22 protein-coding genes and 1 pseudogene are annotated in these 23,959 nt (G+C 53.6%); 11 read left to right on the top strand and 12 right to left on the bottom strand.

Annotated features, from left to right (window positions below; translation table 11 throughout):
- Positions 1-135: 135 nt before the first annotated feature.
- On the top strand, positions 136-1,623 hold the full coding sequence (guaB, locus tag ACJJIJ_RS12045; RefSeq protein WP_444886843.1) for an IMP dehydrogenase: 1,488 nt from the start codon (positions 136-138) through the stop codon (positions 1,621-1,623).
- An 87-nt stretch (positions 1,624-1,710) separates the two neighbouring features.
- Entirely contained in the window at positions 1,711-3,288 is a 1,578-nt protein-coding gene (guaA, locus tag ACJJIJ_RS12040; RefSeq protein ID WP_444900177.1) for a glutamine-hydrolyzing GMP synthase, read from the top strand.
- 368 nt (positions 3,289-3,656) lie between these two features.
- Here the strand turns inward: guaA and rlmB are convergent, their stop codons facing one another.
- From rlmB to ACJJIJ_RS12005, 7 genes are all read right to left on the bottom strand, one after another.
- Positions 3,657-4,427 (bottom strand): 23S rRNA (guanosine(2251)-2'-O)-methyltransferase RlmB, encoded by a 771-nt coding sequence (gene rlmB, locus ACJJIJ_RS12035; RefSeq protein ID WP_444937506.1) that lies wholly within the window; start codon positions 4,425-4,427, stop codon positions 3,657-3,659.
- On the bottom strand, positions 4,424-5,293 hold the full coding sequence (locus ACJJIJ_RS12030) for a Rossmann-like and DUF2520 domain-containing protein (protein WP_444937505.1): 870 nt from the start codon (positions 5,291-5,293) through the stop codon (positions 4,424-4,426). The genes rlmB and ACJJIJ_RS12030 overlap by 4 nt, the downstream gene beginning before the upstream one ends.
- Positions 5,293-6,051, bottom strand: a complete 759-nt coding sequence (locus tag ACJJIJ_RS12025; RefSeq protein ID WP_444937504.1) for a pyridoxine 5'-phosphate synthase — start codon at positions 6,049-6,051, stop codon at positions 5,293-5,295. Before ACJJIJ_RS12025 ends, ACJJIJ_RS12030 begins: the two co-directional genes overlap by 1 nt.
- A 3-nt stretch (positions 6,052-6,054) precedes the next feature.
- Positions 6,055-6,645, bottom strand: a complete 591-nt coding sequence (locus ACJJIJ_RS12020; RefSeq protein WP_444884163.1) for a peptidylprolyl isomerase — start codon at positions 6,643-6,645, stop codon at positions 6,055-6,057.
- 128 nt (positions 6,646-6,773) lie between these two features.
- Positions 6,774-7,454 carry a TIGR04211 family SH3 domain-containing protein gene (locus ACJJIJ_RS12015; protein ID WP_444937503.1) on the bottom strand — a complete coding sequence of 227 codons (681 nt, stop codon included), beginning with the start codon at positions 7,452-7,454 and terminating at the stop codon, positions 6,774-6,776.
- A gap of 26 nt (positions 7,455-7,480) precedes the next feature.
- Positions 7,481-7,780 carry a YciI family protein gene (locus ACJJIJ_RS12010; protein ID WP_444884164.1) on the bottom strand — a complete coding sequence of 100 codons (300 nt, stop codon included), beginning with the start codon at positions 7,778-7,780 and terminating at the stop codon, positions 7,481-7,483.
- Positions 7,781-7,818: 38 nt separating this feature from the next.
- Complete coding sequence (locus ACJJIJ_RS12005) at positions 7,819-8,544, bottom strand: VC0807 family protein (RefSeq protein ID WP_444937502.1); 726 nt, start codon at positions 8,542-8,544, stop codon at positions 7,819-7,821.
- A 250-nt stretch (positions 8,545-8,794) separates the two neighbouring features.
- Here ACJJIJ_RS12005 and ACJJIJ_RS12000 point away from each other — a divergent pair, with 250 nt between their 5' ends.
- The 5 genes and pseudogenes from ACJJIJ_RS12000 to rluB all read left to right on the top strand — a co-directional run bounded on the left by ACJJIJ_RS12000 (position 8,795) and on the right by rluB (position 13,623).
- Positions 8,795-9,709, top strand: coding sequence for a PHP domain-containing protein (locus ACJJIJ_RS12000; protein ID WP_444937501.1), 915 nt, complete (start codon positions 8,795-8,797; stop codon positions 9,707-9,709).
- Positions 9,710-9,825: 116 nt separating this feature from the next.
- Positions 9,826-10,449 carry an L-threonylcarbamoyladenylate synthase gene (locus ACJJIJ_RS11995; RefSeq protein WP_444937500.1) on the top strand — a complete coding sequence of 208 codons (624 nt, stop codon included), beginning with the start codon at positions 9,826-9,828 and terminating at the stop codon, positions 10,447-10,449.
- Positions 10,450-10,503: 54 nt separating this feature from the next.
- Positions 10,504-11,412: pseudogene (locus ACJJIJ_RS11990) on the top strand (segregation and condensation protein A); the annotation flags it as partial.
- A gap of 178 nt (positions 11,413-11,590) precedes the next feature.
- The gene (scpB, locus tag ACJJIJ_RS11985) at positions 11,591-12,769 is read left to right on the top strand and encodes an SMC-Scp complex subunit ScpB (RefSeq protein WP_444937499.1); all 1,179 of its coding nucleotides are present in this window, start codon (positions 11,591-11,593) and stop codon (positions 12,767-12,769) included.
- The gene (rluB, locus tag ACJJIJ_RS11980; protein ID WP_252082694.1) at positions 12,766-13,623 is read left to right on the top strand and encodes a 23S rRNA pseudouridine(2605) synthase RluB; all 858 of its coding nucleotides are present in this window, start codon (positions 12,766-12,768) and stop codon (positions 13,621-13,623) included. The genes scpB and rluB overlap by 4 nt, the downstream gene beginning before the upstream one ends.
- Before the next feature lie 70 nt (positions 13,624-13,693).
- Here rluB and ACJJIJ_RS11975 read toward each other — a convergent pair whose 3' ends face one another.
- The 3 genes from ACJJIJ_RS11975 to ACJJIJ_RS11965 all read right to left on the bottom strand — a co-directional run bounded on the left by ACJJIJ_RS11975 (position 13,694) and on the right by ACJJIJ_RS11965 (position 16,584).
- On the bottom strand, positions 13,694-14,401 hold the full coding sequence (locus ACJJIJ_RS11975) for an SRPBCC family protein (protein WP_444937498.1): 708 nt from the start codon (positions 14,399-14,401) through the stop codon (positions 13,694-13,696).
- A 90-nt stretch (positions 14,402-14,491) separates the two neighbouring features.
- The gene (locus ACJJIJ_RS11970) at positions 14,492-15,868 is read right to left on the bottom strand and encodes an ATP-binding protein (protein ID WP_444937497.1); all 1,377 of its coding nucleotides are present in this window, start codon (positions 15,866-15,868) and stop codon (positions 14,492-14,494) included.
- A gap of 11 nt (positions 15,869-15,879) precedes the next feature.
- Positions 15,880-16,584 (bottom strand): response regulator, encoded by a 705-nt coding sequence (locus tag ACJJIJ_RS11965; RefSeq protein ID WP_444884168.1) that lies wholly within the window; start codon positions 16,582-16,584, stop codon positions 15,880-15,882.
- Between the two features lie 168 nt (positions 16,585-16,752).
- Here ACJJIJ_RS11965 and ACJJIJ_RS11960 point away from each other — a divergent pair, with 168 nt between their 5' ends.
- The 4 genes from ACJJIJ_RS11960 (at position 16,753) to ACJJIJ_RS11945 (ending at position 20,536) form a co-directional block, all read left to right on the top strand.
- Positions 16,753-17,220, top strand: coding sequence for a Spy/CpxP family protein refolding chaperone (locus tag ACJJIJ_RS11960; RefSeq protein WP_444937496.1), 468 nt, complete (start codon positions 16,753-16,755; stop codon positions 17,218-17,220).
- A gap of 215 nt (positions 17,221-17,435) precedes the next feature.
- Complete coding sequence (locus tag ACJJIJ_RS11955; protein WP_444910972.1) at positions 17,436-17,987, top strand: flavodoxin; 552 nt, start codon at positions 17,436-17,438, stop codon at positions 17,985-17,987.
- Between the two features lie 6 nt (positions 17,988-17,993).
- A complete protein-coding gene (locus ACJJIJ_RS11950) occupies positions 17,994-18,371 on the top strand; it encodes a hypothetical protein (protein WP_444910178.1) in 378 nt (125 codons plus the stop codon).
- Positions 18,372-18,925: 554 nt separating this feature from the next.
- Positions 18,926-20,536 (top strand): hypothetical protein, encoded by a 1,611-nt coding sequence (locus ACJJIJ_RS11945; protein ID WP_444937495.1) that lies wholly within the window; start codon positions 18,926-18,928, stop codon positions 20,534-20,536.
- Between the two features lie 80 nt (positions 20,537-20,616).
- Here ACJJIJ_RS11945 and ACJJIJ_RS11940 read toward each other — a convergent pair whose 3' ends face one another.
- Positions 20,617-22,677, bottom strand: a complete 2,061-nt coding sequence (locus ACJJIJ_RS11940) for an alpha/beta hydrolase family protein (RefSeq protein ID WP_444937494.1) — start codon at positions 22,675-22,677, stop codon at positions 20,617-20,619.
- Positions 22,678-22,815: 138 nt separating this feature from the next.
- Positions 22,816-23,949, bottom strand: a complete 1,134-nt coding sequence (gene dapE, locus ACJJIJ_RS11935; protein WP_444937493.1) for a succinyl-diaminopimelate desuccinylase — start codon at positions 23,947-23,949, stop codon at positions 22,816-22,818.
- Positions 23,950-23,959 lie beyond the last annotated feature (10 nt).

Raw genomic sequence — 23,959 nt, 5'->3', positions numbered from 1 at the left:
CAGTATCCCCCTTATAGGTAAAGTGCTTTACTCGTTAAATCCGATTTTCTATGAAATGCCATTTGCGCTTTTATTCCTGAGAGGTATAATCGCGCCGATACCCAATCCCGCCTATTCGAGGTTTGAGTGTCAACAATGTCTGAATCCAATCTGCGCATCGCGCGCGAAGCCCTCACTTTCGACGACGTCCTACTTGTGCCCGGTTATTCCGAGGTGACCGCCAAGGATGTCAGCCTTAAAACCCAGCTGTCCCGCAATATCACCCTGAATATTCCCATTGTCTCCGCTGCTATGGATACAGTAACGGAAGCGCGCCTGGCAATTGCCCTGGCGCAGGAAGGTGGTATCGGCATTATCCACAAGAGCATGTCCATTGAAGAGCAGGCTCTTGCGGTGCGTGCGGTGAAGAAATTTGAAGCCGGTGTGGTAAAAGACCCGATTACGATCGAGTCGGATGCCACCGTGCGTGAATTGATCGCCCTGACAACCCATCACAATATTTCCGGTGTTCCGGTAATGGATAAAGGAGATCTGGTGGGTATTGTTACCAGCCGCGATGTTCGCTTCCTTACCGATCTGGATGTGAGTGTTGCCAGTGTCATGACGCCAAAGGAGCGCCTGGTAACTGCACACGAAGATGCTTCTTCTGATCATGTGCGCGAATTGCTGCACAAGCACCGCATCGAGAAAGTACTCGTTGTGAACGATGATTTTGAGTTGCGCGGCCTGATTACCGTTAAAGACTTTAATAAGGCAGAGCAGTACCCGAACTCCTGTAAAGATTCCGATGGCCGCCTGCGTGTTGGCGCATCAGTGGGCACCAGTCCTGACACCGATGACCGCGTAGCGGCTCTGGTAGAGGCCGGTGTGGATGTGTTGGTTGTGGATACTGCCCACGGCCATTCCCGCAACGTAATTGATCGCGTGCGTCGCATTAAGGAAATGCATCCTCAAGTGGATGTAATTGGCGGCAATATTGCCACTGGCGACGCCGCGCGCGCATTGGTTGAAGCTGGTGCGGATGCGGTGAAGGTAGGTATTGGCCCCGGCTCTATTTGCACCACCCGAATCGTGACGGGTATCGGTGTGCCCCAGGTAACGGCAATTGCTGAGGTTTCCACTGCGCTTAAAGGAACAGGGGTACCTATGATCGCCGATGGTGGTATCCGCTACTCCGGTGATATTTCCAAGGCAATTGTTGCGGGTGCATCTTCCGTAATGATGGGCTCTATGTTTGCCGGTACCGAAGAGGCGCCGGGTGAGGTGGAGCTATACCAGGGGCGTACTTACAAGTCCTATCGCGGTATGGGCTCCCTCGGTGCCATGGCGCGGACCCAGGGCTCCTCCGATCGCTACTTCCAGGATGCCAGCAAGGGCGCTGAAAAACTGGTCCCGGAAGGTATTGAAGGGCGCGTCCCTTATAAAGGCCCTCTGTCTGCCATTGTGCACCAGATGCTTGGTGGCCTGCGCTCTGCTATGGGGTATACCGGTAGTGTGGATATTGAAACCATGCGCACCCGTCCAGAATTTGTGCGGGTAACTGCCGCCGGCATGGGTGAGTCCCATGTACACGATGTGCAGATTACCAAAGAGGCGCCCAACTACCCGGTGGGCGGACGCTAAGCCTCTCGGTGAACAACTTTCAGTACCAAGCCGCAAACGGACCTTTCAGGTCCGTTTGCCGTTATTTATTCTGTTAATGAGTCAATCATGAGCCAAGATATCCACTCCAGTCGAATTCTGATCCTCGACTTTGGGTCCCAGTACACTCAATTGATCGCCCGCCGAGTGCGCGAGCTGGGTGTTTTTTCCGAAATTCGCGCCTTCGACATGAGCGAGGAAGAGATCCGCGAATATAACCCGAAAGGTATTATCCTGGCCGGTGGGCCCGAATCTGTACCGGAAGAGGGCTCTCCCCGCGCGCCAGAAGTGGTTTACAGCTTGGGCGTGCCTGTTCTGGGGATTTGCTATGGCATGCAGACCATGGCACACCAGCTAGGTGGTGCCGTACAGGGAAGTAACGTCCGCGAGTTTGGCTACGCCCAGGTAAAAGTAGAGGGCACTTCCAATCTGCTGCGCGATATCAAAGATCACCTCAACGATGAAGGTGAGGCGCTGCTGGATGTATGGATGAGCCACGGCGACAAAGTCGTGCAAATGCCGGAAGGCTTTGAGCTGATGGCCTCCACCGATTCCTGCCCCATTGCTGGTATGTACTCCGCCGACAAGAACTTCTTTGGGGTACAGTTCCACCCGGAAGTGACACATACCCTGCAGGGTATGCGCATCTATGAACACTTTGTCATCGACATCTGCGGTTGTGAAAAGCTCTGGACCCCGGCCAATATTATCGAGGACTCCATTGCCAAAGTGCGCGAACAGGTAGGTGATGGCAAAGTGTTGCTGGGTCTCTCCGGGGGAGTCGACAGCTCTGTGGTGGCGGCACTGCTGCACAAGGCTATTGGCGATCAGCTGACCTGTGTTTTTGTGGACAACGGCCTGTTGCGCAAAAATGAGGGCGATCAGGTGATGCAAATGTTTGCCGACAATATGGGCGTGCGGGTTGTTCGCGCCGATGCGGAAGAGGATTTCCTCTCACGTCTGGCAGGTGTGGATGAGCCTGAAGCCAAGCGCAAAATTATCGGCAATACCTTTATCGAGATTTTCGATCGAGAAGCGTCCAAATTGCAGGATGTGAGGTTCCTGGCTCAGGGTACTATTTATCCAGATGTGATTGAGTCTGCCGCCGCCAAAACGGGCAAAGCCCATGTAATCAAGTCTCACCACAACGTGGGCGGCTTGCCGGAAGATATGCAGTTTGAACTGGTGGAACCACTGCGTGAGCTGTTTAAAGATGAAGTGCGCAAAATCGGCCTGGAGTTGGGCCTGCCTTACGATATGGTTTACCGCCACCCCTTCCCGGGACCGGGCCTGGGCGTTCGCATTCTCGGCGAGGTAAAGAGAGAGTACGCCGATATCTTACGCGAGGCAGACGCCATCTTTATCGAGGAGTTGCACAAGGCTGATTGGTACCACAAAACCAGTCAGGCATTTGTGGTATTCCTGCCGGTGAAATCGGTTGGTGTGGTGGGCGATGGCCGCCGCTATGAATATGTAGTGGCGCTTCGAGCCGTGGAAACCGTGGACTTTATGACGGCGCGTTGGGCGCATTTGCCCTACGAGTTGATTGAGAAAGTCTCCAACCGCATTATTAATGAGATAGAGCATATCTCCCGCGTGGCTTACGATGTATCGAGCAAGCCACCGGCTACCATCGAGTGGGAGTAAGCGCTTAATCTCACTTCTTTAATGGGGCGCTTGGCGCCCCATTTCTCTATTTTCCCCGCCAAGCGTGCCACTTTCCACAGCTGAGCCCTTTACTTCAAATGGCGCTTAACTGGTGCGCACGTCTCTTGCTTTTATCTTGTAATTCACTGTAACTCGTTGATTTTTTGGGCGTTTCAAAAGCTGGTCATTTTTTCTTCAGATTGTCACATTGGCGCAACCATGGGCCTTTGCGACAGGGAAAGAATAGTTATCCTCAGAGATATCCACAGAATCTGTGGGTAGCCAATCTTCGAGAGGGGTGTAGTTGGTAATTAGGGAGCTGAAAGTGAAAGAAGGGGCACCTTTTGCACAGAGATGCCCTGGGCGGATTAAACTTGGCGCCGGAAGCTGATCAGTGCCGCAGTAACCGCTACGTTGAGGCTCTCCACACCATTTTGCATGGGGATACGCACTAGCTCGTTACACTGCTTGGTGACCGCATCGCTAACCCCGCGGGTTTCATTGCCCAGAACAAAAATAGTTGGTTTGTTACCGGGAACCTCTGCAAGGGTCATTGAGGCATGGGAGGACAGGCCACAGATACGTGCGCCGGAATCGCGAAAATCGCTTAGTGCATCGGCCAGGGTGTCGCACCGTAGTATCTGGGTTTTAAACAGAGTGCCGGTGCTGGCTTTGATCACCAGTGGGTCAATCTGTGCGCAGCCCTTTCTCGGCAGGAGAATACCATCCACACCGCCGGCACAGGCTGATCGGATAATCATGCCGAGATTTTGTGGATTGGTAATACCGTCCAGCGCTAAAAGTTCGTAGGTCTTAGCCTCATTCTTGGGCAGGAAGGCTTTGTAGTTGCCGTAGTTGGGTAGGGCCAGATCCAGCGCTACACCCTGGTCCTGGCGAGAATTTTTCGAGATGCGGGAGAGTTCTTTCCGATCCAAGTAGGAGATTTCTATCTGGCGCTCCTCGGCCAGAGACTCCATTCGACTGATCAGCTGGTCGCGTCGGTTGCTGCTAGCCAGGTGCAGCTTGTGTACCGGAAGTTCAGGGTCTTCCAGTGCTTCGAGCACCGGCTTGCGTCCATAAATAGTCAGAAGGCTGTCGAAAAAGGCCCTTTTTTTTAGGTATTCAGAGGAGTCTTTCACCGCATTGGCTCGCTCAGTAGTTCGATTAATTTGGCCGCGCTCTCATCGGATAGCTGGCCCCGCCGCGCCAACTCTACACAGGCGAGGCCCAGTTGGCGATAGTGGTGCGCGAGTTCCGGGGCTGTCGAGGTTAAGTCTTTCAGCTGGTTGGCTACCGTTTCCAGGTCGCCCCGGGCGATCGGGCCGGTGAGAGAATTCTCCGGTCCAAGAGCCATATTATTCTGTGCAGTCTGCAGAACAATTGGCTCCAGTAACTTGAGGGCACTATCGCGGTCGATACCCGCCGCAGCGAAACTGCTCAGGCTGAGATCTATGAGTACGGTGAGATAGTTGCACGCGATCACCGAACCGGCATGGTATAGAGACTTGTGCTGGGCTTCGATGTTGAGTATTTCACAGCCTATGGTAGTGAAAGCTTCTGCTAAAGCCTTTGTTGCAGAGCTTTCGCCCTCTAGGGCGACGCTACAGCCGGCGAAACTGTCGAGGGAGCGCAGCGGGTCGGCAAAGCTGTGCACCGGGTGGGCGCTGGCGATAGCGGCAGGGCGCAGCACTTCGAGCACTTGTGAGCTCAGGGCGCCACTGCAGTGGAAGGCAGCTATGTTTTCGCGTTCGCCAAGGTGGTTGGCGAGGCGTTCAGCTGTTGCGGCAATCTCGCTATCGCTGCAAGCGATTAGCCAGAAGTCTGCGGGCTTCATCAATTCCAGCGCGGCTACTGCGTGCCCGGCGCCGATAAACTCGGCGGCAGCCTGTGCGCTTTCCAGGCTGCGGTTAAAAATCGATTGAACTTGAAAAAAACCGGTCTGTTGCCACAAGCGCCCGAGAGTTTTCCCCAGGCGCCCGGCACCAATAATGTTGAGTGTCTTCATCAGTTGCCGGCGAGGCAGTCCAGGTAAGCTTTAACAGCATTCTCCAGCCCCATACCGATGGCGTCTACGGTGAGGGCGTGGCCGATTGAGACTTCCTGTAATTCTGGCAGGGTGCGGTAGCGGGGCAGGTTGACCAGGTTCAGGTCGTGGCCCGCATTTACCCCCAGTCCCAATTGGCGTGCATGCTCGGCGGCGGCGCAGTGAGCGCTGAAGATTTCTTCCAGCTCCGCGCTCTGTTTTGCGGCTGCATCTGCATAGGGGCCTGTATACAGCTCAATGCGATCAGCACCCACATCTTTGGCCAGGCTGATCTGCTCTAGATCTGGATCCATAAACAAGCTAACTCGGACACCGGCGCCCTTGAGTCTGGCGATCAGGGGGACCAGGCGCGGGCCATCGAGCTTGAGGTTGAAGCCGTGATCGGAGGTTAGCTGGTCGTTGCTATCGGGGACCAGGGTGCACTGATCTGGTTGGGTTTCCAGTACTAACGGCATCAGGCCGGGATAGTCCCCCTGGTGCAGGGCAAAGGGATTGCCCTCAATATTGAACTCAATACCCTGGCGATCGCGGCACAGTGCAGCCAATTCGCGTACGTCATTGGGGCGGATATGGCGCTGATCTGGGCGTGGGTGTACGGTGATACCCTGCGCACCAGCGTCTAGGCATATCCGACCGTGGGCAGTGACATCGGGGAAGTTACCCTCGCGGGAATTGCGGATCAGGGCGATCTTGTTGAGATTAACACTGAGAGCGATCACAGCTTATTCTCCCTTGCTGTTGGTGGCGACGGCGTTGTCACCGGTGTCTATACGTTTGGCCTCAAGGATGCGGATGGGCGTGTTGGGGGCACTTGGGTGCTGTCGATAGAGGCCCCTTGGCTGCTCTACCATCTTTTCCACAATATCCATGCCGGCAATCACCCGGCCAAAAACGGCGTAGCCGGGCTTGTCTTCTTGGGCGTCGAGCCTGGTGTTATCGACCAGATTGATAAAAAACTGAGAGGTAGCGCTGTCTGGGTCGTTGGTTCTTGCCATGGAGAGGGTGCCGCGCAGGTTTTGCAGGCCGTTGGCGGATTCGTTGACGATGGGGTCTTGGGTTTCCTTTCTCTGGAAATCGAAAGTAAATCCGCCACCCTGAACAACGAAGCCCGGTACTATCCGGTGGAAGATGATCCCATTGTAAAAGCCGTTATCGGTATAAGTAAGGAAGTTCTGTACGGTGACCGGAGCTTCTTTGGCGAAGAGTTCGATCTGAATAATGCCCAAGTCGGTTTTAAGTTCCACGCGCGGGTTTTTGGCCAATGCGGGAAGGGCAAGGGTTGCACAGAGTAGCATTGCAAATAGTTTACGCATCATCCTAAGTCCTTTAGGTTTTACGGCAGTGTTTCGACACAGCCGCTTTTGAGTTGGATGTAGGGCCTGGGGGGATATCACTTCCCCCGGGGCTCAATAGTATGCGATTTCGACGAGAGTGGGCGAAATCAGTTCGCCCACTCTGAGTGGCGCTTGCGCGGGCGTAGGTGCGGGGCAATCATTGCAAGGAGGGCGCCCAGTAGTACAGACAGAGCGCCATACATATACCACTTGTGGCTTTCACTGCCGGATAAGCGCTGAATTTCCGCTTCTGCCATGGTCTTCTCCTGCTTGAGTAGTTCGTGCTGGTGCAAGAGTTTTTGGTGGCGCTCATTGAGTGCTAGGGCATCTGCTGATAACGCCTTTAGGGTTTTCAGCTCGGCTGCGAGCGTCTGGCTCTGTTGCTGGGCGGACTCCAGGGAGCTACTCAGCTTGCTATTTTCTTCCTCCAGGCGGCGGACTTCCCCACCGAGGTTGCCTTCCATTTTCTCAAAGCGTGCCAGGTTCGCTTCCGCTTGTTCCAGCTTGAGTTTGGCCACTGGGTCGGAGACCAGGTATTGGCGCCTCACCCACCCCTCTGTGCCACCCTCGGTGCGCACACGGGTCCACCCCTCTTGCGGGGCATCTTCGAGAACACTGAGCTGGGTGCCGCTGGGCAAGCCGCGGTGCAGGATACGAAATCCATTGCCTTTACCGGCGCGCATGGGCACATGTAGCTGGTCGGTGATATAGCGAGTTTCGGCGGCGGCAGTTGCCGGGACTGCGTTGAGCAGTGTGGCGGCGATCAGGCCGCACAATAATTTCTTCATTGCGATACAGCTTGTGCTTGTTGTTATTAGGGCAGTACTAACTTGAATGGCTTGACAGAAGTTGAAGCGTAGACACCAGCAGCCACATAGGGGTCGCTGTCGGCCCAGGCCTGAGCCTCCTCAAACGAGGGAAACTCGGCAACCACTAGGCTGCCGCTAAAGCCAGCCTCACCGGGTTCTTCGCTATCAACGGCAGGGTGTGGGCCTGCAACCAGCAGGCGCCCCTCGTCTTTAAGGCGGTTGAGTCGGGCTAAATGGTCTGGACGCGCTTTTTTGCGCAAGGGGAGACTATCGCTAACATCTTCACTGATGATTGCGTACCACATTGTGAATTTTGCTCTTGTTAGTTGATCAGGAAATTTTGTTATTGGGCAACCATGACTTCTTCCAGCTTCAGCCCGGTAAGCTTGCCGATACGGGAAAAGAGGAAAAAGAGAACCAGCATTAAAATAATGGTGGCCGGCAGGGCGATCACCGGATAGCTGAGTGCGGTCATTTTACCCAGCTCCTCATTGAAGGCTTCCGTACCCGGAGGGCTCTGTAAAATAACTTTCGCCAGTACGTAGTTGAGTACTGAGGAGAGGAAAAAAGAGGCGGCGATCATCCAGGACGCCTGTTGCAAGGTGCGCTCAAAGGCACCCTGGTTGCCTTTGTTGGCGAGACTTTGGGCGATCTTGGCGGTATCCAGTATCTGGTCGTTGTACAAAAGCGTCTTTACCAGTGGCCAGCGGGTGTAGAGGGAGGCAACGGTGGCGATACCCAGCAGGCCTGGAATGGCGGCTTCTTTAATGGCGATATACTGCGGATCCAATTCCAGCAGGCTGATGCCACCGGTGAGCAGGATGCTGATAGTTCCCAGGGCGGAGAAGAAGTTGACCTTGCCAGAGCGAATGAGGTCGCGCAGTCCGTAGCCGAGAGGGAAAGCCAGTGCGACCACTAGGGCCCATTTGGTGCCGAGCCATTCGTCCCCGGAGAGTTTGGTCAGGACCAGGGTGGGGATAACGATGTTGAGAAGTAGGTTGCCGAGCAGGCCCTCTTTCTTCTTGGGCTTCTGTTGGGCTACTGGGGTGGTCGAATTCGTTTCGGTCATACTCAATTCCGGTGATAATGCCCGCGGGAAGCTGGTTGAGAGGTCATATTGCTATGGCCCTCAAGGAAAATCGCTTCCCCACTGACAATACTGCTGTCAGACTCCGGTTCCTCGTGGCCGCCAAGGGAGACCTATGGTCCGGGCCCTATCCTTGAAAACACCGGTTGCGAGTAGGACAGCGCCACCGGATGATTGTTCCAAATAATAGATACTGCGACTTTTAACCCCTAGAGAGAGTGAGAGCCTGCTGTTGAGTTTCCTGCCAGAAGATCTGAATACAGACCTTGTAGACCTTCACTGCCACAGTACCGCTTCCGACGGTATTTTAAGTCCTGCTGAGCTGGTGTCGAGGGCGAAATCTCAAGGTGTGACACTGATGGCACTCACTGACCACGATACGGTGGATGGTGTAGCTGAGGCACAGGCGGTTGGTGACCAATTAGGCATCACCGTGATGACGGGGATCGAATTCTCCAGCCTTTGGGGGCGGCGCTCCGTCCATGTAGTTGGATTGAATGTTGACCCGGCAGCCGAGTGCTTGCGGCAGGCAATTGCCCTGCGCGAGCGATTGCGCCAAGAGCGCGCCGAGCGGATTGCCGAACGTCTAGAGAAGCGCGGTTTTCAGGGTGCTTTGCAGGGGGGGCGTGCGATTGCCGGTGATTCCGTACTGGGGCGGCCGCACTTCGCCCGTTGGCTGGTGCAAGCCGGGCACGTTGAGGACACAGCGCGGGCATTCAAACGTTATCTGGGCGCCGGCAAGATCGGCGATGTGCGCGTGGAGTGGCCACAATTGCAAGAGACAGTAGAAACTATACAGTCTGCTGGTGGTGCGGCAGTGTTGGCACACCCTCTCAAGTACAGTCTCACTCGAACCCAATTACTGCGTCTGATGACAGAGTTCTACCGCAGTGGCGGGAATGCTATAGAGCTGCTCTGCGGTCGGCAGAACCCCACGCAGACCAGAGAACTGCGCACCCTCATGGCGTTGGCCGTTGGCGATTCCTGCAAAGCTCCATTGTTGAGCTCTTTGGGGAGTGATTTCCACCAGCCGGAGCAGCCCTGGAGGGAACTGGGCTGTGTGCGTTTACCCGAAGACGTCGAGCCGGTGTGGAATCTGTGGCACACTCTGCACCGGGATCGACCCGGGGAAGCAGTATCTGCCTGACGGTGTGAATTTTCACATCACACCAGAGGGGGAGTCGGTATTGGTCGAACCCTAATCCCCGGCGGGTATCAGAGCCCGCCGCAAGAGGTTTCAATTGATTAAAGCTTGGGGGCTTTGTGGCGCAGTTCTTTCAAATTCATCCGGACAATCCTCAAGGGCGGCTGATCAGTCAGGCCGCAGATATAGTGACTAGTGGGGGGGTGATTGTTTATCCCACTGATTCTGCCTACGCGATAGGCTGCCGGTTAGGGGAAAAGCTAGCGGTTGAGCGGATTCGCGCCCTGCGTCAGCTGGATAAAAATCACAACTTTACCCTGATGTGTCGCGATCTTTCCGAGTTAGCCACTTACGCCAAGGTGGATAACCAGATGTTCCGCCTGCTAAAGAACCACACCCCAGGCTCCTATACCTTTATTATGCCGGCCACCTCAGAGGTGCCTCGCCGTCTAATCCACCCCAAGCGCAAAACCATTGGCATTCGCGTGCCCGACAACCCCATTGCTTTGGAGTTGATTGAGGCGGTGGGTGAGCCGTTGATGAGCTGCAGCCTGATTATGCCTGGCGATACGCAGCCGCTGACCGACCCCTATGATATTCGCGACACCCTCGAGCACCAGGTGGAGCTGGTGATTGATGGTGGCTTTTGTGGAATGGAAGCGACTACGGTAATTGACCTGACAGGCGATGAGCCTGAGCTAATTCGCCAGGGCTGTGGCGCCACAGATGAAATACTGGGCTGATTAGCGCCTCACTGGTGTATAATCGGCCGTTTGCGATTTTGAGGGTGGGGCAGGGTGTCCAGTGAAGAACTAATAGCCGAGGTGGAGGAACAGGTACTCGCCGATGTTGCAGCTACCGAATCTGCCGCCCCTGCTGATTCGCCCACGGAAAACCCGCTCACCGAGGAGAGCGAAGAGAGCGAAGAGGGCGAAGGCCCTCTCGCACTCGTGTTGGGGGAGGCATTTACCGACCTGCCCCCAGATCTCTTTATTCCACCAGATGCTCTGGAAGTTATCCTGGAAGCCTTCGAAGGCCCACTGGATCTGCTGCTTTACTTAATCCGCCGCCAGAACCTGGATATTTTGGAAATTAACGTCTCGGACATCACCCGCCAGTATATGGCTTATGTGGAGATGATGACGTCGATGCGTTTTGAGTTGGCGGCGGAATACTTGGTGATGGCGGCAATGCTCGCCGAGATCAAGTCGCGCATGCTGTTGCCGCGCCCGCCAGCAGCGGAAGAAGAAGAGGGTGAGGACCCTCGCGCTGCACTGATTCGCCGTCTGCAGGAATACGAGCGCTTCAAAACTGCCGCCGAGGATCTCGATGAAATACCGCGCATGGGCCGCGATATCCATCAGGCCAGTGCCGAAGGACCGGACCGTAATATTACCCGGCCCGACCCAGAGGTGGATCTCAAGGAGGTATTGGTTGCGCTGGCGGATGTGTTGCGCCGCGCCGATATGTTTGAGAGCCACCAAGTGGAACGCGAAAAGCTCTCTACCCGCGAGCGTATGACTCAGGTGCTAGATCAGATCCGCCACGGTCAGTTTGTGCCGTTCGTGAGTCTGTTCACTGCGGAAGAGGGGCGCCTTGGCGTGGTGGTGACTTTCCTAGCGGTGATGGAGCTGGTCAAGGAGTCCCTGGTCGAGCTGGTGCAAAATGAAGCTTTTGGGCCCATTCATGTGCGTGCAGCTAGCCAGGGTAATGAAGCCGGTGATGATGAACTTGACGAAAGTACAGATGACTCCTACGCAGAAGAGCCGGGGGAAGCACCCCAGTTTTCCGATGCCGAGAGTGCCTTGAGTCAAGACTTGAGAGATCAGGAGTCACATTCTGAAGGGCAGGTGGAGCCCAGAGAAGAAGAGTTGGAACAATAAGATGACAATCGCTCCGGAATTACTGCGCAGAATCCTGGAGGGTGCCTTGTTAGCTTCGGCTCAGCCCCTCAGTGAGGAAAAATTGTTGTCCTTGTTGGACGAGGAGGAGCGCCCCTCCGCCACAACCCTACGGGATGTGCTCGGTGAGATTGCCGAGAGTTGTGCTGGGCGCGGTTTTGAGCTGAAAAAAGTTGCCAGTGGTTGGCGCTTCCAGGTGCCGGAAGATCTGGCCCCCTGGGTGAACCGCCTATGGGAGGAAAAAGCGCAAAGGTATTCCCGCGCAACTCTGGAAACATTGGCGATTATTGCCTACCGTCAGCCGGTCACCCGTGGGGATATTGAGGAGATCCGCGGGGTTGCGGTCAGCTCCCAGATAGTGAGAACCCTGTTGGATAGAGGTTGGATCAAGGTGGTTGGTCACCGAGATGTGCCCGGTAAGCCCTCCCTCTACGCGACCACCAGGGATTTCCTAGATTATTTCAATCTGTCCTCCCTGGATGACTTGCCCACTTTGGCTGAAATCCGTGATATCGAGAGCTTGAATAAGATTCTCGAATCAGAGGGGCTCCCCCCCGAGGAAATCGCGGCTGCACTCGCCGCTGAGGGAGAGGAACTTTCAGAGGGCGAGCAGGCGAGTGTGGAAACGGAAGAGGAGGCCGGCGCACTGGAAAGTGAGGAGCAGCAGGAATCTGAAGATACGGAAACGGATACCGATGCTGAGGAGGACGCCCGGGTCGCTGCAGCGCTTGAGGAAATCGCTGCGGAGGCCAATATACAGCTAGAGAACGATGCCGAGAAGCCCGAGATAGAGACCGAAGCTGCCGAAAGTGATGATGTGGCAGTAGCTGAGTTATCCACAGAGGCGCAAGAAGAGATCAAGGATGAGGCGCCGGAAGATGAATGGGAGTTGGCGCAGACGCAGTCTGAAAGCCCAGAGGCTTGTGAGCCTTTGAGTGTTGACGCCGAGGAGGAGTCAACTCCGGAAAAAGAACATGAAAGCGAAATTGAACAGGACGACGACGTTGGGGAGCCACAAGCCCCTATCGCGGCAACACTGCCCAAAAGCAGCCTGTTTGGTGATATCGACAATGAGGCTGCAATCGATCAAGAGGAGCCGGGAAGTAGCGATGTCGATGAAGATTCCCAAGAAGTAGTGCAAGCGGAAAACACCACCCCATGAGTGATGGCACCTCGCCAGCAGGCGAAAAATTGCAAAAAGTATTAGCGCGCAGCGGCCTGGGGTCGCGGCGTGAGATGGAGCGCGCGATCGATGCGGGTCGCGTGACCGTTAACGGAAAAGTAGCGGAACTCGGCGAACGGGTGACCGGCGCGGATCATATTGAATTTGATGGCCAGGGCTTGCCCTCCAGCGGGGAAAACCGCTGCCGGGTAATCCTATACAACAAACCCGTCGGCGAAATTTGTTCGCGACACGATCCGGAAGGGCGCCCCACGGTTTACGATCGCCTGCCCCGGCTGAAAACCGGCCGCTGGATATCCGTTGGCCGCCTGGATTTCAACACCAGTGGTCTGCTGCTGTTTACCAATAGTGGCGAGCTGGCCAATAAGTTGATGCACCCCTCATCGGTGATCGATCGCGAATACCTTGTGCGCATCCAGGGAGATGTGGATGAGGAGATGAAGCGACGCCTGCTTAAAGGGGTGCTATTGGATGACGGCTCAGCGCGCTTTACCGATATTGTCGAAAGCGGCGGCGAGGGTAGAAACCGCTGGTTTTACTGCGTGGTGATGGAGGGGCGCAATCGCGAGGTGCGCCGTTTGTGGGAGTCCCAGGGGGTGCGCGTGAGCCGCCTGAAGCGGGTGCGCTATGGCAGTGTATTTATTCCATCCCACGTGCGTGTGGGCCAGTGGATTGAGATGGAGCCCAGGGAAATTGACGACCTCTGTATCACCGCCGGTCTGCCCAAGCTGGGCCAGCGACCGCTAACCCAGGGGGAGAAACAGAACCTGGAGCGCCAGAGGCGCAAACTGCGTAAGTCACCGGTACCGGCGCAGCGTCGTAATAAGTCCTGATACAGTTACGTTTTTTTACGAAAAAGCCCGCATCCTGCGGGCTTTTTCGTGCTTGGGTGCTAGCTTTAGCCTACGGCTGGTTCTCCTTTTGCTCTTCATTTTCAGGAGTTTCTCCAGCCTCTTCCTGCTGTTGATTCTGCATCTCAGCCTGTACGCCCTGCGGGCCACCACCCATGGCGTCGTCGACATCGGAGGGAATATCGGACACCGAATTACTGGTGTCTTTAGTCTCCTCCTTATTGGCTCCCTCGGTTTTGGTACTGGACTCCATCAGTTGCTTGAGCTTTGCCAGTCCTTGTTCGTAGGACTCCCCCACCATTTTCTTGATAGCCAGCCCCATCCAGCGCTCCCTTGGGCCGCCACCGGTGTCGGTATTAAAGCTCCAGACAACCTGGGTGCCGCCGTTTTGGGGCATTAACCTGAACTCCGCGGAGGCTTCACTGCCGTCACCAAAATTAAGCTTGTTGAGTACTGTTGAGTCCGGCGTGCTGGCGATGATGGTCTGGGTTCCGCTGCCCTCATTGGAGTTTTCGCCATGCCAACTCATGGTTGCCCCCACCCCCGTTTCTGGACCGCTGTATTTATATTCCATGGCGGGATCTATATGCCGCCAGGGGGACCAGCTGTTGAATTTTCGATAGTCGTTGACGTAGGGGAATATGGTTTGGGGTGGTTTGTCGATGTAGATACTGCGCTCCAAGGAGACTTCACGGGGAAACAGATAACCGGCTAGGAGCAGTAATATTAGAAATACGAAGATATAGAGTATCCAGCGCATAGCGGGGCCCTTTGCTATTTTCGGGATCGCTGACCCCGATTGCCGGCGAATAGCCGGCACTAGTCAAGGTTATAGCAGTTCCTCTGCGGTTTAATCGTCGCTGAGATGGATAAGTGGCAGCTTGATCTCGACACAGAGGCCGGCACCGGGGTGATTGCGTGCGGTAATGCTGCCACCGTGATGCAATATCGTGCGCTGCGCGATAGCCAGCCCCAGGCCAAAACCACCACTTTCACGAGTTCGGGCGCTGTCCGTGCGGTAGAAGGGACGGAAAATGGCTTCTAGGTCGGATTCTTCCACGCCGGAGCCAGAGTCGATTACAGAGATACTGCAATTGTCTGTGGACTCCTGCACCAGTACCCGCACCAGTCCGTGGCTGGGGCTGTATTTGATCGCATTGCGCAAGATATTCTCCAGCGCTGCGGTCAGGGAGCTGCCGCGAGTAGCGACTAGCAGTTCTTCGCCACTGGCGCTCATATCAAAGCCGAGATGTTTATCCGTCGCTTCGATCTGTAGGTCGTCGATCAGCGCTGAGAGCAAACTGTTGAGCTCGACCACATCATCCAGTGGGCGCTGCTCCTGGTTGCTGACCGGCAGGGAGAGAACGTCGGCGATAATATCTTCGAGATAGTCCGCCGCTTTGCCGATTTTATCTAGTTCAGTATCGAGCCCTACAACTTGCTTCTGGCGGGCGATGGCAAGGGCTACCTGCAGTCGCGCCAGGGGCGAGCGCAATTCGTGGGACACATCTTTAATCAGGCGGCGCTGTTCGGACATGGACTCCTGAAGCTGGGCGGTCATGGAGTCAAAGTCCAGTGCCAAGTCGGTCAATTCATCGTTGCGGGTGCGCAGGCTGGGGGCGACCCGGTAATCCAATCCTCCGGCGGCAACACGCTTGGTAGCGGCGCGCAGTTGTTCTAAAGGTCGGCTCAGGTAGCTGGCCAGCCAATAACAGGCAATGCCTGAGGCAATCATCGAGAGCAGCAGCATGGGCCAGAAGTTGCGCCAAAGGAATCGCAGTAGCAGCCCCTCTTTACTATCTCCGGCAACCAGGGCAATACGCAGAGGGTCGCCTGTGCGCAGTGGCAGGAAGAAGCCCACGGTAGGTTTGTTATCCACCAGCATATGGGCCTCGCGATTGCGGTAGTCGAGGCTGTTGATCAGCGGCGCCATGTTCTGCGGCAACGGTCGCCCCAGCAGGTCGTTGCCTTCGCTATCTATTGCGTAAACCCGCCGCTTAACCTTCTTCGGCGCGCGTTCCAGCCAGTGCTGAAATTGCTCGGGCCCGTGGCGGCGAGCGATACGCATATTGCGCATGACCTCTCGAAACAGTGCGGGCCCCTCCCAGCGCTCTTCCTGGCGGGGGTCACCAAACTCGCCAAAATGGGTAATGTAAATGGCGGCAACCACCATCACCATGGCGGTGATCCATGCGCCAAAAAACATTTTCCAGAAGAGGCTGCGCATTTTGATACTACCTACTGCTTGGCCTGGGTGAGCATATAACCGGCGCCGCGTATATTGATAATCAGATCACGGCTGGCGCCTTTGTCCGCGAGCTTCTTGCGAATGTTGCTGACATGTACATCAATGGAGCGGTCGTAGGGCATCAGTTTACGCCCCAGGGCATTCTCGGTGAGTACCTCTTTGCCCACTACATCCCCAGCACTTTGCACTAACACCTTGAGCACAGAAAATTCGGCCCCTGTCAGGGATAGGGCTTGGTCACTCCAATAGGCCTGATGCTCGGTTGGTAGCAGGCGCAACGGGCCGCTGCTAAGGCTGTCGTCGTTATTTTCTACCTCAACCCGACCGCGACGCAAGATTGCGCGCAGGCGCGCTGCCAACTCGCGGGGATTACAGGGTTTGGGTAAGTAGTCGTCGGCACCCATTTCCAGGCCCACGATTCGGTCTACGGTGTCCCCTTTGGCGGTCAGCATAATAACCGGCAGGGAGCGGCTGGTGGGAGAGGCCTCCTCGCGCAGCTTGCGCAGTACATCAAAGCCATTGTGCACCGGTAGCATCACATCTAACACCAGGGCATCAAAGTGCTGGCTTTGGGCCAATTCCAATCCGCGGCCACCGTCGTTGGCGGCAGTTACATCAAAGCCCTCTCCGGTGAGGTACTCCCTCAGCAGATCAGTTAATTCTGTGTCGTCGTCGATTAGAAGGATGCGGCTCATGATGTTCTCTCAATTGCTGTGGGGCCATTATATGCAAAGCGTTGGCGCTAGTTATCACAGCTCTGCGGCCTTTTTACCGTTCTTAACAAATGTTTACCGGGGTTTGCCCCTGTTTACACAGGCCCGACTTACTATGAAATCACTGAATACAAACGTGAGGACGGAGTGATGAAAAACTGGAAGCTGGTGCTGAGTAGCCTGGCCTTGGCCGGAGTAATGGCTGCCCCTGTAGCTACTATGGCGTTTGGCGCTGAGGACGGCCATCACAAGCGCGGATTTGAGTATATGGCGCGCAAGCTGGAACTGACTGAGGGCCAGAAAGCGCAGTTGAAGGCTAACAGAGATAGCAATAGCGAAAGCAGGAATGCCCAGCGGCAGCAGTTACAAGAGCTGCGCAAGCAAATCCATACGGCTCTGGAGACTGGTGCAGACCAAGCCACCCTAGACCAGCTCGGGGCAGAATTAGGCAAGTTGCAGGTGCAAAAAATGCAGAGCCACTTCCAACTGCGCCAGCAGTTCGAGGCGTTACTCACAGATGAGCAGAAAGCAAAATTTGAAGAGTTGAAAGAGCAGCGCAAAGAGCGCCGCATGAAGTGGCGTGAAGAGCGCCTTGAGCGCCCCGCTACCGAGAGCTGATATCCCCAAATCGCAGACTCCTTGTGCGATCCACCGGGCGCACCCTTCCCCAGAGGCCCGGTCGGTTCATAACCCTTTGCCCCCACAATTATGGGGGCTTTTTTGTGCCGAGGTACAGCCTTGGTCAGCTTGCCGTGCCCCGCCTTTGCTGGGAGAATACGCCGCCCCGCCAATAGGTATCTAGTGTGGCCCGGATTGGGCGAAGAGGAATGACTGTGAGCAAAATCGGCTTGTTTTATGGCAGTGACGAAGGCAATACCGAATCTATAGCCCTGCGCATCCGTGCCCGCCTGGGTGAGGAGCGGGTAGACCTGTTTGATATAGCCGATGTCACACAGTTGGACATTGCCAACTACGAGCAGCTGATTTTTGGTATTCCCACCTGGGATTTCGGCCAGATCCAATCCGACTGGGAGGAGTTCTGGGAGGATGTGCAGGAAATCGACTTCAGCGGCAAGACGGTGGCCCTGTTTGGCCTGGGCGACCAGTTTGGTTATGGCGATTATTTCTTAGACGCTATGGGCATGTTGCACGATGTGATTGTCGGTCGGGGAGCGGCCATTGTCGGTTTGTGGTCGATCGAAGGCTATGAGTTTGAGGCCTCCAAAGCGGAGATCGAGGGCGAGGGCAAATTTATGGGGCTCGCTATTGATGAAGACCAACAGGAAGAGATGACTGCTGAGCGTCTCAACCTCTGGTGCAAACAAATCGCTGATGAGTTCACTCTCGCTGGCGGTGCCGCCAGTGTCGTCGAGCTGGATGACTAAATCTTCATGCCACAGACGATCCCCTTTAAAGATTTCTGGCCCTGGCTGGCCGAGCATCCCAACTGCATTCTCCGAGCTGGTACTCCAGAGAGCGTTGTTTACGATGATGATGACTACTACTGGCGCTTTGCAGAGGAGGATACCCGCACACTGCTTGTACAAGTGATGCGCGGCAAACGCCCGGTAGCGGAGTTCTTTATTGAGCCCTCACATATTGCTTCTGTACAGGTGGGCCCAGGGGAAAGGGGAGAGTATAACTTCGACCTGATGACAGAAATCCATGGGCAGATGCAGGTGATTTATTATTTTGTACTGTCACATGGCTTAGACGAGCCAGTGAGTCCCGTCGAGGAGCCCTCCCAGGCTTCAGGACAGCTCCACTAAAAGGTCGTTTCTTTGTGAAAGCACCAGTTGATAGCTCAACTGGTGCTGGAAAGTCCGGGGTGGTATTAGCTTACTACTAGTTTACAGCCGGCTGTTTTTCTACTGACCCAACACCGATATGCTTATCAATAAAGGCTAAAAGATCTGTATAAGATTTCATATTCTTCTCCTCAATGTAAAAGCTATGGCCTTGTTATCATAAGCGGAAATAAGGTTTTTCTAGCTTTTCTTTTCTCTCAAGTGGTACCAAGTTTAAATCGGAGAGTGATTCTTCCAGTTTATTCGAGACCCCCGACCTCTTGAGGTTGCTTCTTTGTGGGTCGTCTAATGGGTAATTTTAAATTTTATTTAACTTTAATAAGGCCTTTAAGGGATCTAAATGAGCGCCAAAATATTTCACAAGTTCTTATTTTTTAAACCTTTCCCTGTATTTCTTTTCTTTCTTGTTTGGAGGGTGTTCTGCTTCTCAAAAATTAATAAGCTCGAATTGGTATGAGGTGGAGACCGAGCATTTTCGCATTGTCACCAATGGGAAGCCGGACAAGGTAGAGAAGTTGGCTGATGATCTTGAAAGACTTAGAGTAGCAGCTACAAAGCATATTAATTTTATTCCAGATCAGCAAAAGTTAACTGTATATGCTCTTTCAGATAGATTGAGTTTTAAAGGAGTTACTGGTAGGGATGATACCCAGAGAGTTGTAGGTTTATTTCAAAATACCTCTCATGGTAGCTTTGCTTTAGTGAACCTATCTGGAAACCAATATTACCCTGGTAACCCGGCACGCCAGATTTTATTTCACGAATATATACATTTCCTTACTTATGGGCGTAACTCATCGAATCTTCCTTATTGGTTTAGTGAGGGTGTGGCGGAAGTCTTTTCAACTGTTAGTTTTCATGGGGAAGAATATGAGCTGGGGATGATACCAGTAAGTCGAGCAATTACTTTAAGTCATTTGGATGAGTTATCTTTAAAGGAACTCCTTACAGCAAAGAATGGCTCTTTAAGTAATAATGAGAGAGAAGCCTTATATGCTAACGGTTGGATGCTGGCGCATTGGCTGCTTTTTGATCCGCATCGTGTTAAAGCTTTGCAGCGGTATTTAGAAGGATATAGTAAGAGCTCAGATGAGGCGCGACCACTTTGGGATGAGTTGGGTATGAGTTTTGAAGAGTTAGAATCCCAATATCTTCGATTATCAAAGTCTGATTTTGGGTACTATACAATGCGCATGCCTAAAATGAATATGGCTAATTTTGCTAAGAGCGTAAGGCAGCTTTCCCAAGAAGATGCAATTTTAGAGATTGCGCAATTTATGGCGGTTTCAGGGCAGAAGTCTAACAAATTAAAAGAATTCATTGATTATGCCAAAGAGCAGGGTGTTCATAGTTATCAGTTAAATTCAGCGATGGCTTCTGCAGAGTTTCAGAGTGGAGATTATCTTCGGGCAAGAGAGTGGTTAAGCTCTATTCCCGCTGAATTTCACGATGAAAAATGGTTCCTGGAAGTTCAGACACGCATAAGGCTAGCTGAAGAACTCTCGAAAGCAGAGGGTCTCAATTTAAGCGTAGTAGCCGATATACGAGATGAGTATATTAAGCTTGTTAATTCCCATGATGATGTGCCTGTTTATTGGTATGAACTTGCAATTGCAATGCAGGTACTAGGGTATCCAAGAGAAAGTTATCTAGAAATGCTGGAGCAGGCTTATTTACGTGCGCCAAGGCACACAGGTATAGCATGGTGGTATGCCCATGAGCTTTATATTAGCCGTGAGAAAGAATATTTCTCTCAGGTTGTCAGCCCCCTAATGGTACAGCTATCCAATTTGGAAAGGGAGGCTCGCCTAAGTTCAATGCGCAGGGAAATTGAAAATGTTAGCAGCCCTCGTTTATCCGCTAAACCTGTGAAAGAAGGTCTGGGAGAAGGCATTACTAAATACCAGGGTATGTCAGGGGAAAAAGCCTTCGCGTTGGCTTTAGATTTTAGGGGGGCTTTTGTTGTGGGCTTTTCTGAGAAGAATGTTAATCAGGAATCTGCAAATGATGATGCCCTTAATCTCTGCGAGAAATCTCGGCAGCGTTATAAGGTTTATGGAAAATGCCGCCTTTATGCAGAGGGGAATAAAATTGTAGACTCAGGGGTGGCTAATAGGCAACTTTGATTCACCCTTAATTTTGTATTAGATGCATTGGTAGGAAAAGTGTGGGCTTTTAGCCCACACTTTTAGTTTAAGAATATTGGCTATTTACTAGCTAAGTTCTCATTTACTCTTTCTCTATCCGACTTATGCTGATCAAACCAGTACAAAATAGAAGCCACTTTCGCAATCATCTGGCTGGGTCTTGCGGCAATACTGTGAGAGGCGCCTGGAATTCGTACCATTGCAGCTTCCACATCGTTCAACTTCAGTGCCTGGTAAAACTGCTCTGTTTCAGACATGGGTGTGCGGTAGTCCTCCTCTCCGGTAAGCAGCATAGTTGGCGTAGTGACATTGCCCACATAAGTCAGCGGTGAGCGGCGGCGATACTCCTCCGGTTTTTCCCAGGGCATACCCGAGAACCAGTATTTGGTAAAGAACCTGGAGTAATCTGCAGTTAAAACGAAGCTCTCCCAGTTGATTACCGGTTTGGCAACTACTGCTGCACGGAATCGGTCAGTTTTACCGATAATCCAGGCTGTTAGGGTGCCGCCGCCGCTGCCGCCGGTAACGAATAATTGCCCCTCATCGATATAACCCTGGTCGATTACTGCATCGACGCCGGCCATTAAATCGTCGTAATCCTGGCTCGGGTAATTGTGATGAATCAGGTTGGCAAATTCATGCCCGTAGCTGGTGGAGCCCCGTGGGTTTGTGTAGAGAACTACATAGCCGGCGGCAGCAAAAAGTTGCACCTCGGCGGCAAACCGGGGGCCATAGTTAGAGAAGGGCCCGCCGTGAATTTCCAACAGCAGGGGATATTTTTTCTTCGGGTCGAAATTGGGCGGGTAGGCGACCCAGCCTTGTATATCACGGCCATCAAAACTGGACTTGTAATTGATCTCCTCCACGCGGGCCATATTGCGCAGCGGCATCACATCGTTATTGAGGCTGGTCAGCGCTTTTACTTTGCCGTTGTGAGCCAAAGCCAGCTCTGCCGGATGTTGCGGATTGGTTTGCGTGTAAGCAATAGCTCCGCGTTTGGATGTGGCAAAGTGAGTGCCCGAGTAGGGTCGCCCAAGCGATAGACCGCCAGCATCACTGGCGACTACAGTATCACTGCCACCAATTTTTTTAATGGCAATTTTTGTGGAGCCCCGATCGTCGTAGCTGTAAGCGATACGTTTGCTGTCGCCGAGCCAGTCGAAGCTGGAGATGCTGCGGTCTTTAGCGGTTTGGACTTTGCGGGACTTGCCGCTGTCGAGATCGATGATACGCAGGCTGTGTTGTTGGTACCCGAGCCGTTGATCCTCGAATCCCAGGTAGGCGAGCTTTTTACCATCGGGGGAAATCTGCGGATGGTGATCGGGCCCGAATCTTTCGGTGATCTGCTCGATGTTGCCATCCTTGAGATTTACTCTATAAATTTCAGAGTTCATCAATTCGATCTCGTGATCGGGGTGGCGGTTTGCAGAAAAGTAAATAGCGTCGTTGTTTTTACTCCAGGCGAGACTACTGCCGTGATCGAACTCACCGCTGGTAAGCTGACGCGGCGTGCCGCCCTCACGGGGGATGACAAATACCTGGGTGTGCCCCTGCTTGAGATAACCCATGCCGTCCGCACGATAAATACTGCGGTCGATAAACTGGGGTGGTTTTGCCCACTCTGCGCCCTCGGGGGCACCGGGTAGTTCAACCGGGAGCGGTTTGCTCTCGGGCACAAACATGGTGAAGGCAATTTGTTTGCCGTCTCGTGACCACTGAATATTTGAAGGAGATTTTGGCAGGTGGGAGATCTGCAGATTTTGGCCGTTTTCGAGCCACAATAGGTGTATCTGGGGGCTGCCACTGCGGGAACTGATAAAGGCAATTGTTTTACCGTCCGGGGATAGGCGTGGCGAAGAATCAGAGTAATCTCCTGAGGTCAGTGGACGGTGGTCCTTGCCGTCGGCACTGATGCGCCACAGGTTTGCCCGCTTGTTGTCCGCCATTTTGTTCATGGAGTTGCGGACGTAGTAAATACTCTTTCCGTCGTTACTGAACTGAGGGTCGCTGGCATACTCGAGATTGAATACATCCTCATAGCTGAAGTTAGTGGGTTGCTCTTCAGCGAGGGCAGGACTGGCGATTAATATCGCCGCGGCTATTTTCAATAGTCTGTTCATTATCTGCGGACTCCTCCATTTTGTTATCGGAAGGAGCATACCGCAGAGGCAGTTGGTTAGGAGGCGAATAAGCCGATCCGTGTATTTAGTGGGATAGTCCGTGCAATTAATAAATAATTATCGTCTGGGGCAGTAAGCTCAGGTTAGAAGCTCCCTAAGTACTTCCCGATAGATTTCCTTAAGTATATCCAAATCGTCGGCTTTGACTCTCTCATCAACTTTGTGAATAGTGGCATTGACCGGCCCCAGTTCCACTACCTGCGCTCCTGTTGGAGCGATAAAACGGCCATCGGAAGTGCCCCCGGCCGTCGATAATTCTGTTTCCTTTCCTGTGATTTTTTGAATCGCTTGCTCTACAGCGTGGACCAGTGGGCCCTCGGCAGTGAGGAAGGGGTGCCCGGACAAAATAAAGTTCGCTTCATATTTTAAGTTGTACTTATCCAGGGTTGCTCGGGCACGGGCCTCCAGTTCTTCGGCGGTGGATTCTGTAGAAAAGCGCCAGTTACAGAGTAGACCCACCTCACCGGGAATCACATTGGTTGCTCCTGTACCTCCGCTGATGTTGGAAACTTGGAAGCTGGTGGCTGGGAAAAATTGGTTGCCCTGATCCCACTCTTCTGCGGCCAGTTCAGCGAGAGCTGGGGCCAAATTATGAATTGGGTTTTCCGCCAGATGTGGATAGGCCACATGTCCCTGTACACCGAAGACTTTTAATTCAAGGCCCAGGGAGCCGCGTCTTCCATTCTTGATAATATCGCCGACGCGCTCGCTGCTGGAGGGCTCACCGACAATACAGCAGTCTATTTTTTCTCCCTGCTCCTCAAGCCACTCAACGACTTTGACTGTGCCGTTGATTGCCGGCCCCTCTTCGTCGCTGGTGATCAAAAAGGCGATGCGACCTCTGTGATCAGAGTGTTGCTGGATAAGCTCCTCGCAGGCCACCACCATTGCTGCCAGTGAACCCTTCATATCGGCCGCGCCGCGACCATACAGAAAGCCATCGCGGATTTCGGGTTCGAAGGGTGGGCTGCTCCAGTTTTCCTCCGGCCCGCTCGGCACGACATCGGTGTGACCGGCAAAGGCAAGTAGAGGGCCTTTGCTTTGCCCGTTGCGCACCGCCCAAAAATTATCGGTATCGCCACGGCGCAACTTTGTCACCTTGAACCCAATTTTTTCCAGCCGCTCAATCATCTGATCCATACAGCCTGCGTCCTCGGGGGTTACGGAGCGACGGCGGATAAGGTCAAAGGCCAGTTGCAGTGTAGGGGTCACGGAATAATCC

The sequence above is a fragment of the Microbulbifer mixtoriginis (SeqCode) genome, from assembly GCF_052467945.1.
This window is presented reverse-complemented; position numbering and strand designations above follow the sequence as displayed.